The sequence below is a fragment of the Streptomyces iconiensis genome (assembly GCF_028657195.3).
Taxonomy (GTDB): domain Bacteria; phylum Actinomycetota; class Actinomycetes; order Streptomycetales; family Streptomycetaceae; genus Streptomyces; species Streptomyces iconiensis.
This window is the reverse complement of sequence record NZ_JANCPR020000039.1, coordinates 1-12,782: the sequence shown is the minus strand read 5'-3', so window position 1 is coordinate 12,782 and position 12,782 is coordinate 1. Positions and strand designations below refer to the sequence as shown.

At 70.5% G+C, this 12,782-nt stretch carries 10 protein-coding genes; 5 read left to right on the top strand and 5 right to left on the bottom strand.

What is annotated here, in order from left to right:
- Window positions 1-41: 41 nt before the first annotated feature.
- Window positions 42-1,661 carry a DHA2 family efflux MFS transporter permease subunit gene (locus NMN56_RS31150; protein WP_274038706.1) on the bottom strand — a complete coding sequence of 540 codons (1,620 nt, stop codon included), beginning with the start codon at window positions 1,659-1,661 and terminating at the stop codon, window positions 42-44.
- 132 nt (window positions 1,662-1,793) lie between these two features.
- Between NMN56_RS31150 and NMN56_RS31145 the strand changes: the two genes are divergently transcribed.
- On the top strand, window positions 1,794-2,315 hold the full coding sequence (locus NMN56_RS31145) for a MarR family winged helix-turn-helix transcriptional regulator (RefSeq protein WP_430542756.1): 522 nt from the start codon (window positions 1,794-1,796) through the stop codon (window positions 2,313-2,315).
- 180 nt (window positions 2,316-2,495) lie between these two features.
- Here NMN56_RS31145 and NMN56_RS31140 read toward each other — a convergent pair whose 3' ends face one another.
- Together NMN56_RS31140 and NMN56_RS31135 are read right to left on the bottom strand one after the other, a co-directional pair.
- Complete coding sequence (locus NMN56_RS31140; RefSeq protein WP_274038704.1) at window positions 2,496-3,410, bottom strand: serine hydrolase; 915 nt, start codon at window positions 3,408-3,410, stop codon at window positions 2,496-2,498.
- A complete protein-coding gene (locus tag NMN56_RS31135; RefSeq protein WP_274038703.1) occupies window positions 3,407-4,273 on the bottom strand; it encodes a LysR family transcriptional regulator in 867 nt (288 codons plus the stop codon). The genes NMN56_RS31140 and NMN56_RS31135 overlap by 4 nt, the downstream gene beginning before the upstream one ends.
- Before the next feature lie 605 nt (window positions 4,274-4,878).
- On the opposite strand from NMN56_RS31135, the gene NMN56_RS31130 reads away from it, so the two are divergent.
- Entirely contained in the window at window positions 4,879-6,045 is a 1,167-nt protein-coding gene (locus NMN56_RS31130) for a chitinase (protein WP_430542755.1), read from the top strand.
- Window positions 6,046-6,267: 222 nt separating this feature from the next.
- On the top strand, window positions 6,268-6,612 hold the full coding sequence (locus NMN56_RS31125; protein ID WP_274038701.1) for an SAV_915 family protein: 345 nt from the start codon (window positions 6,268-6,270) through the stop codon (window positions 6,610-6,612).
- A gap of 156 nt (window positions 6,613-6,768) precedes the next feature.
- On the opposite strand, the gene NMN56_RS31120 is transcribed toward NMN56_RS31125, so the two are convergent.
- Window positions 6,769-7,449 (bottom strand): GntR family transcriptional regulator, encoded by a 681-nt coding sequence (locus NMN56_RS31120; RefSeq protein ID WP_274039339.1) that lies wholly within the window; start codon window positions 7,447-7,449, stop codon window positions 6,769-6,771.
- Window positions 7,450-7,670: 221 nt separating this feature from the next.
- Between NMN56_RS31120 and NMN56_RS31115 the strand changes: the two genes are divergently transcribed.
- Together NMN56_RS31115 and NMN56_RS31110 are read left to right on the top strand one after the other, a co-directional pair.
- Window positions 7,671-9,674 carry a collagenase gene (locus NMN56_RS31115; protein WP_274038700.1) on the top strand — a complete coding sequence of 668 codons (2,004 nt, stop codon included), beginning with the start codon at window positions 7,671-7,673 and terminating at the stop codon, window positions 9,672-9,674.
- A 117-nt stretch (window positions 9,675-9,791) separates the two neighbouring features.
- Complete coding sequence (locus NMN56_RS31110; protein WP_274038699.1) at window positions 9,792-10,511, top strand: helix-turn-helix domain-containing protein; 720 nt, start codon at window positions 9,792-9,794, stop codon at window positions 10,509-10,511.
- On the opposite strand, the gene NMN56_RS31105 is transcribed toward NMN56_RS31110, so the two are convergent.
- Window positions 10,459-12,483, bottom strand: coding sequence for an MGH1-like glycoside hydrolase domain-containing protein (locus NMN56_RS31105; RefSeq protein WP_280842578.1), 2,025 nt, complete (start codon window positions 12,481-12,483; stop codon window positions 10,459-10,461). The two genes, NMN56_RS31110 and NMN56_RS31105, sit on opposite strands and share 53 nt — an antisense overlap.
- Window positions 12,484-12,782: the final 299 nt, after the last annotated feature.

Genomic DNA, 12,782 nt, shown 5'->3' with positions numbered 1-12,782 from the left:
ACTTCGACGAGGAGCAGGACACCGAGTCGACGAGGAGCAGGTCAACGAGGAGCAGGCTCCTCACCCACTTCGGCAGGAGCCACCCGCGGCCGGCCCCCCGGCCGGATGAACAACGTGGCTCCGAGCGCCAGCGCGAGGAGCCCCGCACACACATAGCTGGAGACTTCGATACCCGTACTCATGGCCTCACGCGCCGCATCCGCGTAAGCCGCAGTCCGCGGCTCGGAGGAGAGCGCGGGAATCACGGACCCCGCGCTCTCCGTCACCACCCCACCGAGACGTTCCGCTTCCCCTCCGGGGACCCCCGCTTCGGCGAGACGCTCACGCAGCCCAGCGGTGAGCGTGGTGAAGAACAGCGTGGTGAGGAGGGCGATACCGAGCGCGGAGCCCAGTTCACGCGCCGCGCTCTGGATGCCGGAGCCCTGCCCGGCGCTCCCTTCCGGTACATCAGCGAGGACGATGTTGGTGACATGCGCTGTGGCGAATCCGACGCCGACGCCGTAGAGGAACAGCGCGAGCGCGATCAGCCACCACGCGCTGTCCGTACCGGCGATGAGCCCCAGCATGACGAGTCCGGCCGCCTCCAGGACCAGGCCGATGCGCACCTGTGTCAGCGCGGGCACCGAGGCGGCCATCGAGAAGCTCGCGCCGCTCGCGAAGAAGCTGCCGACGGCGAGCGCGACCAGTGCGAGCCCCGCCTCGAACGCGCTGTAGTCCAGGGCGAATTGCAGCCACAGCGGCAGTACGGCGATGATGCCGAACTCGCCGAGTCCGACGCACAGGGTCACGACGTTGCCGTTGCGGAAGGAGGGAAGCGAGAACAGCCGTACGTCCATCAGCGGCTCCCCGCCACGGCGGCGCAGCGCGGCCTGGCGCCGCCAGAACGCGCACAGGGCCGCAGCGGCGAGGACGAGCGCGACGAGAACGGGAGAGGGGCCGCCGCTCCAGGAGAGACCGCCCAGGGACAGCGGTTCGGTGGTGATCAGCCACCCGTGGCTCCGTCCCTCGATGAGCCCGAACGCCACAAGCCCGAGCCCGGCGGCCGACAGGAGCCCGCCGAGCACGTCGATGCTTCCCCGCGTGCGGGGAGAGGCCGGCAGATGGAGCAGGACGCCCGCCGTGATCAGGGCGACGAGCGGGATGTTGACGCCGAAGGCCCAGCGCCAGGAGAAGTCCGCGAGCCAGCCGCCCAGCAGCGGGCCGACGGCGGCAGCGGCGCCGATGGTCGAGCCCCAGACGGCGAACGCCTGCCCCCTGGCCTTGCCCGTGAACGTGGCGTTCACCAGGGCCAGCGAGGTCGGCAGGATCAGTGCCCCACCGACGCCCTGGAGGAACCGCGCCAGGATCAGCAGCTCCCCGTTGGGCGCCACCGCCGCGGCCAGGCTGGTCACGCCGAACACGGCGAGACCGGCGAGGAAGATCCTGCGGGCGCCGTACAGATCGCACAGCCGGCCGGTGACCAGGAGCAGCGCGGCGAAGACGATCGCGTACGACTCCTGGACCCACTGGGCCTCGGCCGAGGTGATCGAGAGGTCGTCGATGATCGGGGCCAGGATCACATTGACGAGCGTGAGGTCCACCACGATCAGTGCCACCCCCAGGGCGACGGCGACGAGGCCGAACCACTGGCGTGCGGTGGGGGGTTGAGCTGTGCCGTCCACGGCGACTCCACTCCAGAAATACCTTTGCCACAAAGGTAGTTAACTTTGCGGCGAAGGTAGTTTGGCCGGGGTAGGTTGTCAACCGAGCGCCGGGACCCCGGGCGCGCGGAGCGGGAAGTGAGCGGCATGGCGATGGAGAAACCCGAGTACGGCGACGTGGAGGCCCAGCGCGACCGCCTCATGGAGGGGCTGCGCGCGTTCGGCGCCAACTACACGGAGTTCACCCAGCGCTTCGCGACCTGGCTGGGGCTGCACTCGACGGACGCGGCGGCCCTGGTCGAGATCCTGTACGCCGAGGACAAGGGCTCCCCCCTCTCCCCGGCCAGGCTGAGCGAGCGCGTCTCGCTGTCGTCAGGCGCGACGACCCTCCTGCTGAACCGTCTGGAGTCGGCCGGGCACATCGTCCGTACCCGGGAGCACACCGACGGCAGGGTCGTGACGCTGCGCAGCAGCCCCGAAGTCAGGCCGCACGCCGAGGAGTTCTTCCGGCCCTACGCCGCCCGCATGGCCGAGGAGATGTCGCAGTACCCGCCCGAACTGCTCCAGCGCTTCGAGGGCTTCCTCGGCCACCTCCGCACAACCATGGACACACTGCTCGCGCACGAGTACGACGGCAAGGGCCCCGGAACCCGTCCCGCGCCCCGCGACTCCTGAACGCCGGGGCAGCCCACGGGACACAGCACCGACCACCACACCGGCCACAGCACCGGCCAGCACACCAGCGGGTCAGCGGCGGCCGGCGGCCCGGCGGTTCAAGGGCGGCTCAGGACCCGGCGACCCGGGGACCCGGCGGCCCCAGGGACCCGAGGACTCGGCGGCCCGGGGCCCGGCGGGTCAGATCCCCTCGCTGCCCCGCAGTTCCTCCACGGCGACACGGGCCGCCGCCCCGATGACCGCGTCGGCGCGCGGAAGCCTGCGGTCGGCGCGCGCCGCCTGGGTGAAGACCGCCGCGGTGTACGTACTGCCGTCGGGGAACTCCACGACGCCCGCCTCGTGCCGCATCGAACCGAAGCTGCCCGTCTTGCCGTAGACCTTCACGTCGTCGTACGGGAATCCGGCGGCCAGCCGGTGCGTCCAGGGCTGGCGGTGCATGGCGGCGCGCATGAAGGCACAGCGCTCGGCCGAGGCCGCCGTGTCGGTCCAGATGGCGCGCAGCAGCAGCGCCATGTCGGCCGGTGTCGTGGACGCCTTGAAGACGGGGTCGTAGACGCCGGGCGGCGCAGCGGTGTCGTTGTCGGACAGCCGCGCCATGGCGGCGTCCAGCGAGCCGGCGCCCGTCTCGGAGACCAGCTGCGCGAAGGTGCCGGCCGCTCCGCCATGGATGGCGGTGTCGGTCAGCTGGAGGTCGCGGCAGACCTCGTCGACGAAGGCCGGGCCCACGGCACGCAGCACGGTGTCGGCCGAGGTGTTGTCGGAGATGCTCATCATGAGCAGGACGAGGTCGCGCAGGGACATGGTGACGCTGTCGTGGAGCATGGAGACGCCGGTCGGCCCGGGAATCCGGTCGTGCGGCTCCAGGGTGAGGCGCTGGAGCGGGTCGAGCGCTCCCTCGTCCGCGAGGCGGCAGAAGGCGACCATCAGCGGGACCTTGTAGACGGAGCCCATCGGAACCGGCTCCTGCGGGTCGACGGCGATGTGTGCCGAGGGCTGCCGCAGGTCCGCGACGTGCAGCCAGCCGCGGACACCCGCGTCGGCGAACATCTCACGCAGGGTCCGTTCCACGCTGCTCGCACGGGTACGCGCGCTCATACGGCTGCCTGCCGGGAGAGCGCGTCGACCAGGACTTCCGCCGCGTCCGTCGTCTCGGCCGTGTGCAGCCGCCGGGGATCCCACACGACGCGCAGCCGCAGGGGCAGCACCGGGTCCTTCGCCTCGTACCGCTCGACCCCTTCGGCCACCAGGCTGTCGTCGGCGGTGACCAGCACCGCCTGTCCCGCGGCCACCAGCGCGAGCCCGGCGCGCTCGTCGGACACGGCAACGGTCTCCACCCGGCGCCCCCGGCCCGCGAGCGTGTCGACGAACAGGTCGTAGGCGGCCGGGGCCTCGGCGCGCGGCCTCACCGCGTACGGCAGCGGCGCCTTCGCGTCCCGCCGGGAGCGCTCGGCCGGGGCGAGAAGACTGGTCGGGAACAGCCCGACGGGTCCGGCCGCCAGGCCGTGCAGTACGGCCGGATGCCGGACAACGGCCACATCGAGGCGGCCGGCCGAGACCTCGGACAGGAGCGTGGTGGTCGGCGCCGTCGTCACGCTGACCCTGCGCCGCTCCCCCGCGCGTACGGGCGCGGCGGCGACCGCGGCCCCGAGCCTGGCCGGCAGCTCGGGCACAAGCCCGAGTCGCAGCCTGCGCCCGTCGGCCTGTTCGCGGGCTCCGGTGTCACGGAGTTCGGTGAGCGCGGCCAGGGCGCGGCGCGCGTGCGGCAGCAGCAGGGTGCCCTCGTCGGTGAGGGTGACTCCCCTGTCACGGTCGAAGAGCCGCACACCGAGCAGCGTCTCCAGGCGCCGGAGCGCCTGCGAGAGCGGCGGCTGCGTGATACCGACGCGCTGCGCGGCGTCCCCGAAGTGCTCCTCCTCCGCGAGCGCGACGAAGATCTCCAAATGCCGCTCCGTCAGCATCCCGCCTCCCGTATGCAGCGATATCGCGAGCGAATCGTCCCCATGTGCGAGAGCTTATGCGACACCCGCGGGAAGACGACAAGGCGGCGGGGCCTCACGCTCTCCCGGTCCAGGGATCTCCGTACTCTCCCGGGACACGGATCTCCTTGCCCTCCCTCGCCCAGGGATCTCCGTACTCCCGTGGCCGGGCCCCGCACTCCCCCGGGGCGGGAGCCGGCGCACTCCCGCGTGGCGGGAGTCACAGCGGCAGGTTGGCCCCTGTCCCCCCATCGCGCTGAGCACCTACCGGACGGCGAGCGCGAGGACGAGCAGGAAGAGGGCTCCGGCGATCAGATGGTTACGGCGGGTGCGGGGCCCGCGGGCGTCGTAGAGAACGGGTACCCGACGAGTTGACCGACGCGCTCACCGATTCGGGCGAGGTGAAGCCGACGCCGGCCAATCCGGCCCGCTCCTCCCCGACTTGAGGAGCGGACGGCCCAATTCCCTTACGGCGGTGCACATTTGGTCCAGACCTATTGACGGTAGGTCTGGACCACCCTACGGTGCGGTTGCTCGATCGGTTCGGTTGCTCATGACGGCCCTCAGCGGCGAAGGAGCCAAGAATGATCGGTCGGAGAGCACGACTGCTGGGTGCGGGGCTGGCGGTGGCGTGCGTGGCGCAGGTGATGACCGCCGTCGTGCCGAGCGCCGCGGCACCCGCGGCGCAGCAGGCGGAGAAGAGCGCGCACGCCGCTGGGACGCGGGAAGCGGCAGCGCACACGTCGGCCGCTCCCGTGGCCGGTAAGGCGGATCCGGGCCTCCGTAAGACGGCCGAGGACACCTGCGCCGTCAAGTCGAAGCCCTCGGGCAAGGTGCTTCAGGGGTACTGGGAGAACTGGGACGGCGCCGCCAACGGCGTCCACCCGCCCTTCGGCTGGACCCCGGTCACCGACAGCCGCATCCGAGCGCACGGCTACAACGTGCTCAACGCGGCCTTCCCCGTCATCCGTTCGGACGGCACCGTCCTGTGGGAGGACGGGATGGACTCCACCGTCAAGGTGGCCACCCCGGCCGAGATGTGCCAGGCCAAGGCGGACGGCGCCACGATCCTGATGTCCATCGGCGGCGCGGCGGCGGGCATCGACCTCAGCTCGCGTGCCGTGGCCGACCGGTTCATCGCGACGATCGTTCCCCTGCTCAAGAAGTACAACTTCGACGGGATCGACATCGACATCGAGACGGGGCTCGTCGGCAGCGGCAACATCAACCAGCTCTCGGCCTCGCAGGCCAACCTGATCCACATCATCGACGGTGTCCTCGCGCAGATGCCCGCCAACTTCGGCCTGACGATGGCCCCTGAGACCGCCTATGTGACAGGCGGCAGCGTGGTCTACGGCTCGATCTGGGGCGCGTACCTGCCCATCGTCAAGAAGTACGCGGACAACGGCCGCCTGTGGTGGCTGAACATGCAGTACTACAACGGCAGCATGTACGGCTGCTCGGGCGACTCCTACTCGGCCGGCACCGTCCAGGGCTTCACCGCGCAGACGGACTGCCTGGACAAGGGGCTCGTCATCCAGGGCACCACCATCCGCGTGCCCTTCGACAAGCAGGTACCCGGCCTTCCCGCCCAACCTGGCGCGGGCGGCGGCTACATGTCGACCGGCCTCGTCTCCCAGGCGTGGAACCACTACGGCGGCAAGCTCAAGGGCCTGATGACCTGGTCCCTGAACTGGGACGGGTCCAGGAACTGGACCTTCGGCGACAACGTCAAGGCCCTCCAGGGCCGCTGACCGCCCGACTCCTGCGGACGGCGGCCACACCCGGGCGGCCACGCGGCGGCCACGCGCCAATGGCGCGTCAGAGCCGGCGCGTGGCCGTCCGCATGGTGTCGGTGCCGATCGCGGCGGGACGTGAGGGGCGTAACGTCGTCCTGGTGGAGGCCCCGGTGAGGCCCGAAGACGTGCGTCACCGCGAGGACTCCGGGAAACATCGAGGATCGAGGAGAGACCCCCATGTCAGAGGATTCGGAGCCCGAAGAACGGGCCACCGCCAGGCCGCTGTTCGTCCCCGTACGCACGGGACCCGCAGGAAGTGTCGCGCTGATGTACCGCACACCGCTCGGCGCCCGTACGGCCGTCGGGTTCACCAGCGCACAGCGGCTGGCCGCCACCCTCGGGCCCGCGCACGATTCGGTCCGGCTCTCGCACCGCGCGCTGCGCGCGCTCGCCGAGCCGCTCGGGATCACCCACATCGCCGTCGACCCCCGCCTCGCGGCCCCCGCACCACCGGCCCCTTCGGTGGTGAGCCCCGTGCCCCACGCGGGTTCGGGAAGGCCACGCGGAGAGTTCGTGTCCTGACCACCACAGCACCTTCGCGGCGCCGCAGGACCTGCGGCGCCCCGCGTCACCCACGGGCGCCAGGGAATTGCCCGGAGGCGCGAGCGGCCCCGAACGTACGGGCCCCCGGGCCGGGTTGGCCGTAGCGGGTCCGCAGAGGGTGAGGCGGCGCCCCGGTCAGCGCTCGGCGTGCGGGGGTTTCCACTGGGAGCTGAGGCGGCGCAGGTGGGTGCGCATGCGGTGTTCGGCGGCCTCGGGGTCGCGGGCGAGTACGAGGTCGAGGAGCGTTTCGTGCTCCTCGGCCGACTCCATGAGCTGCCCGCTCGCGGCGAGCCCCGCGAGGCCGTAGAGGCGTGAGTGGCCGCGCAGTTCGCCGACGACCTCCACCAGGCGGCGGTTGCCAGCGAGGTCGAGCAGGGCGAGGTGGAAGCGGCGGTCGGCCTCCAGGAAGCCGACGAGGTCGACGGCGCGTGCGGCCTCCACGATCTCGTGGGCCACGGGGCGCAGTTCCTCCAGCAGCGCGGGGTCGCCCGTCCTGGCGACCTCGCCGACGGTGGGCACCTCTATCAGCTCCCGTATGGCCACGTACTCCGCCAGGTCGCGCGCGGTCAGCTCGGTGACACGGAAGCCCTTGTTGCGTACCGGCTCGACCATGCCCTCGCGGGTGAGGTCGAGCATGGCCTCGCGTACGGGGGTGGCGGAGACGCCGAACTGGGCGGCGAGTTGAGGGGCCGAATAGACGGCGCCGGGGCGCAGCTCGCCCGCGATCAGTGCGGCGCGCAGCGCGTGCGCGACGTGGTCGCGGATGCTGAGCCGCTCCGGTACGGCGGGCAGCTTCAGCGAACGGTCTGCGGGTATGGGCACGCGGCTCCTCGGAGGGCAGGGGCGAGCGGGTGATCGTGTAGATCCTACGGCGGTCTTCTTCAACATCGCCTGGAACCCGGGGCGTTACGGAGTCTTCCCGAGTCATGTGATGTGTGAAATTGTACTGCCACATCACACAGGGCGTGTTCACGTCAATGCAGACGCGGTCAGGCCCCGTGGCGAGTTCAGGATCCACACCCCACAGGAGATCCCCGATGAGCCGGAACGATCGAAGAAGCTCGTTACGCCGTCTGACCAGAGCCGTGTGCGCCGGTGCCGTCGCCCTGTCCCTGGGCCTCACCGTCGGCGGCCCGCTCTCCGGGCCCCCGGCGCAGGCCGCGGCGGGCGAAGCGCGCACCTCGGCCGGTACCGCGCCCCGCTCGGCACCGGGCCCGGCCCCGGCCGACCCGGCCGCAGCGGCCGAGCACGTACGCGGCACCCCACTGAAGGTGCGCGAACGGGCACCTCTCTCCGCTTCCAAGGACGCGCTGAAGCGGGAGCACGGCGAGCGGAACATACGCCCCTCGCACCAGCGGCCGTCGATGAAGACGGCCACCAAGTCCGCACGCGGCGCCGCGTGTTCGCCCGGTGACTTCACCAGTAGGACGGGCGCCGCGCTCGTCAAGCAGATCACGTCGTCCACGACCGACTGCGTCAACACCCTCTTCGGCCTGACGGGCGCCGACGCACGCGGCGCGTTCCGCCAGGAGCAGATGGTCACCGTCGCCAACGCGCTCCGCGACGGCTCCGCCGTCTACCCGGGCGACGGCAGCACGGGTATGCCGCAGATCGTGCTCTACCTGCGCGCCGGTTACTACGTGCACTGGTACAACAAGCCGGATGTCGGCGAGTACGGACCCAAGCTGAAGGCGGCGATCCAGCGCGGGCTGGACGCGTTCTTCGCCTCCGGGCGCTCCCATGACGTCACCGACGCCAACGGCGAGACGCTCGCCGAGGCGGTCACCCTGATCGACAGCGCCGAGGAGAACGCGCGCTACGTGAGCGTCGTCCAGCGGATGCTGGAGGGCTACGACTCCTCGTACAACGACAAGTGGTGGATGCTCAACGCGGTCAACAACGTCTACACCGTGCTGTGGCGCGGGCACCAACTGCCCGAGTTCGTCCGCGCGATCGAGTACGACCCCCGCGTGCTGGACACCCTGCACACCTTCGCCTCCGACCACCTCGCCATGCTCGGCGGCGAACAGTCCTACCTGGTCTCCAACGCGGGCCGCGAGATGAGCAGGTTCGTCCAGCACGCGGGCCTCAAGCAGCGGCTGCGGCCCCTGATGAAGGACCTGCTCGGGCTGAGCCGGATGACCGGCAGGACGGCCCAGTTGTGGGTCGGCGTGGCGGAGATGGCGGACGCGTACGACAAGGACAACTGCGCGTACTACGGGGTCTGCGACCTCCAGCAGCGCCTGCGCGACGCCGTACTCGCCGACCGGCAGGCGTGCAGCGGCAGCATCTCCGTGATCGCCCAGGACATGGCGGGGGGCGACTTCTCCACCGCCTGCGCCAGCCTCAACGGGCAGGACGCCTACTTCCACGAGGTCGCCAGGGACCGGGGCCCCGTCAAGGACGACAAGAACACCAGGATCGAGGTCGTCGTCTTCGACTCCAGCGCCGACTACCAGACGTACGCGGGCGTCATCTACGGCATCGACACCAACAACGGAGGCATGTACCTGGAGGGCGACCCCTCGGCCGAGGGCAACCTGCCGCGCTTCATCGCCTACGAGGCCGAGTGGACCCGTCCCGACTTCCAGATCTGGAACCTCAACCACGAGTACACCCACTACCTCGACGGCCGCTTCAACATGTACGGCGACTTCGGGGCCGGGGTCTCCACCCCGACCATCTGGTGGATCGAGGGCTTCGCGGAGTACATCTCCTACTCGTACCGCGGTCTGCGCTACGACGAGGCGATCGCGGAGGCCGGCAAGAAGACCTACCGGCTGAGCGAACTGTTCGACACCACCTACGAGAACGGTGACACCACCCGCGTCTACCGCTGGGGCTACCTCGCCGTCCGGTACATGCTGGAGAGGCACCCGGACGACACGGCCACCGTGCTGGCCGCCTACCGGACCGGCGACTGGGCCGGTGCCAGGCGGCATCTGACCGAGACCATCGGCACACGCTACGACGCCGACTGGAACGCCTGGCTCGACGCCTGCGCCGCCGGTGCCTGCGCGAAGAAGACCGCGCGCCGATGACGGCCTGACCACTCGTGGCCCCCGGACCACCCGGGGGCCACGTTCGTGCGCGCGAACACGCCACCCGCACAAGGGGGTACGGTATACCGAACGGAATCAGGTGGTGAAGGAGTCGGTGTGAGTCCCCACGACGGCCCGGTCAGGGAGATGCTGGCCGCCAACGTGAAGCGCGCGCGGAGCCGGAAGGGACTGTCGCTCTCGGAGCTGGCCCGGCTCTCCCACATCAGCAAGGCGACCCTGTCCCAACTGGAGGCGGGCACGGGCAACCCCACCATCGAGACGGTCTTCAGCCTCTCCCGGGCCCTCGAACTACCCCTGTCCGACATGCTGGAGCGGCAGCACACCGAGGAACTGACCGTCGTACGCGCCGCCGAGGCCGAGGTGATCAGCGGCACTGGCGTCGACCTGCGCCCCCTGCACACGGTCGAGGGAGGCGGCGCCACCTTCGAGATCTACGACCAGCGGGTGCGCGCCGGCTCCCGCCAGGAGTCCCTGGGGCACGCGGGCCGCGAGCACACCGCCGTCCAGACGGGCCGCCTCGCCGTGCGCGTGGACGGCACGGAAGTCGAGCTGGCACCCGGCGACTACATCGCCTTCGACGCGGCGCTCCCCCACTCCTACACCGCGCTCGCCGACACGGTGCGCTCCGTGCTCTTCCTCACCTACCGCGCGGGCCGGCGGCAGGACGCGCGTGTTCACTTTGCCGACCACCGGGACCGTTCGTTTTACGGAACAGAGGCCCCCTCCCCAGGCACCGGAAACGGCACCCGGGGAGGAGCGGAGATCACAGCAGCGGAAGCAGCAGCGCCGCCGTCCAGGAGAAGTTCGGGGCGTTGAGCGAGGCCCCGGTCAGCGGGTTGTAATTCTCGTGCAGGGGCCGGGAGTCGCCCATATGAGTGCCCTCCACCAGCCGCGAGGTGAGGGCCCGCGCGTCTCGCCCGTAGCCGTACCGCCGCAGCCCCTCGGCGGCGAAGTACGCCTGGTCGATCCAGACGGGCCCACGCCAGTACGTGCTCGCGGCGAAGTAGGGCGAGCTGCGCGCCACGGTCGGGAACGGTACGGGCGTGCCGAAGTGCTCCGAGTCCAGCAGCCCGGAGCGCACCCGCCGCGCCTGGTCCCGCGTCGCCGTACCCGACCAGAGCGGCACCGCACCCTCGATCCCGCGCCCCCGCGCGGTGAGCCGGTCACCGTCGAGCGAGGTGTCGTAGAACCACCCGGTGCCGGGGTCGTACATGGACTCCCGCACGGCCCGGTTCACCCACCCCGCACGCGCGCGCCACTCACGCGCGGCACCTTCCCGCCCCAGCCGCGAGGCGATCCGTCCCAGATACCTCTGGTCAGCAGCCAGATAAGCGTTGAGATCAACGGATTCCTGATTGATCGAGAACCCGACGGGCTTTCCCGCACCGTCCCGGTTCTCCAGCGCCTTGGTGCCCAGCTTCGCGTCGAAGCGCGGCGCGTTGTCCATACCGCTCTCCCACGCGGCGGCGAGCCTGGCCTCCTCCTCGCTGTCGTTGGCCGGGTCGATGGTGGCCCCGTACTCGGCGAGCCCGTCCCGGTCGTGATCACGGTTGCGGTACCACCACGCCTGGTAGGCGGCGAGCTTCGGATACATCTCGCGCAGGAAGGAACGGTCGCCGGTCGCGCGGTACACCTCCCAGACCGCCCAGGCGGCGAGCGGCGGCTTGGAGTTGCGCTCGTTCCAGTTGCCGCCGTCACGGGAGGCGTCGTTGTAGAAGACCGCGTCCGGGACCATACCGGCGTCCTGCGGGCGCCGCTTGTCACCCTTGGTGATCTGGTGATCGAACATCGACCTGATCTGGTCCTTGGCCAGCCCGGGTGCGAACCGCGCGGTGCCGACGGCGTGCTTCCACGTGTCCCAGGCCCAGAAGCCGCCCGTGAACCACTTGTACGAGATGGACGGGGTCACCCCGTCATGCTTCAACTTCCCCGCCGCACTACGCCAGTTGGTGACCAGCGTCTGAACGGACTTGACCGCCAGCCGCCGCCGGTCGGCGGGCACACCCTCCGTCGCCCTTCGCACATACCCACGCCAGCGCACGTCCCCCGCCTCGGCCACCACACGGGGCGCCGCAAGCGCCGACTCGGCCCGCGCCACCTCCCTGCGCCGCTCGGCGGCCGTGAACGTATACGACTCCGTCCAGTCCAGCTCCGCACTCCGCCCCGGCCGCACCCGCACCGCCCGCTTCAGCTCCGTGCGGTACGCGTCCCCGTCCACCGCCGTACGAACGGGCTCCCCGTGCCGCACCTCGAAGCGCTCGGTCCCGTCCGTGAGGTAGTCCCACGTCTCCCGCACCTTCGCGAAGTCCACCCCCACGCCCCGCCCGGTACCGCGCAATTCCGGGGCATCCCGCATCGGCTTCTTCTCCGGCCGCAGCAGCTTCCCACTCCACGACGCCCCCAGCCGACGGCTCTCGTCCCCCGTGTTCTCGATACGGGCCCGCACCAACGCCGTTCTGTTCGTCGCATACCGCAGTTCCATCGTCAGCCGCAGTCCCCCCTCAAGCCGATACGTCTGCCGCAACCTGCCCGGCAACCCCGTGAATTCCGGCTTACCCCCACCCCCCAGATCCAAGGACTCCCCGTCCTCCGTCAACCGCAACTTGCTGAACGTATCGCTCAGCCACCACGGATATTCCTGCGCGATGTACAGCGGCCCACTAAAACCGCCCCATGTCTTTTCGTCCTTCTCCTCCGGAAGCGCATACGCATGCCATGCGCCCTTGTCGGCGAAGACATTGACCGGATTGTTGTCCTTTTCCTCCTTCCCTCCCGGATGAGCGGTCACAGGAGTCCCCTGCTGATCCAACACATCGGCATACCCCACCTTCACCCCCACCGTCTCCCCCACGGCAGGCCCCGCACCCAACGTCCCCACCACCACCGCCCCGGCGGCCACAGCAACCAGCACATTACGTGCACCTTTTCTCATGTCACCTCTCTTTGTGTTCGCTGACCCGATAATGCCCCCACCCCTTCCCTCCCCCAACCTCCGAATGGGAGGTGCCCCCCAGGACGGGCTCGAATGTGCTGCCCCTCGCCTTAAATTCAAGGGCTGGTCCCGATACGGGCGGGGGAGTCCAGAGG

What these genes read in the sequence shown, in the direction of transcription:
- NMN56_RS31145 (WP_430542756.1), top strand. Translation starts at nt 1,794, where the DNA reads ATGGAGAAACCCGAGTACGGCGACGTGGAGGCCCAGCGCGACCGCCTC.
- NMN56_RS31140 (WP_274038704.1), bottom strand. Translation starts at nt 3,410, where the DNA reads ATGAGCGCGCGTACCCGTGCGAGCAGCGTGGAACGGACCCTGCGTGAG.
- NMN56_RS31135 (WP_274038703.1), bottom strand. Translation starts at nt 4,273, where the DNA reads ATGCTGACGGAGCGGCATTTGGAGATCTTCGTCGCGCTCGCGGAGGAG.
- NMN56_RS31125 (WP_274038701.1), top strand. Translation starts at nt 6,268, where the DNA reads ATGTCAGAGGATTCGGAGCCCGAAGAACGGGCCACCGCCAGGCCGCTG.
- NMN56_RS31115 (WP_274038700.1), top strand. Translation starts at nt 7,671, where the DNA reads ATGAGCCGGAACGATCGAAGAAGCTCGTTACGCCGTCTGACCAGAGCC.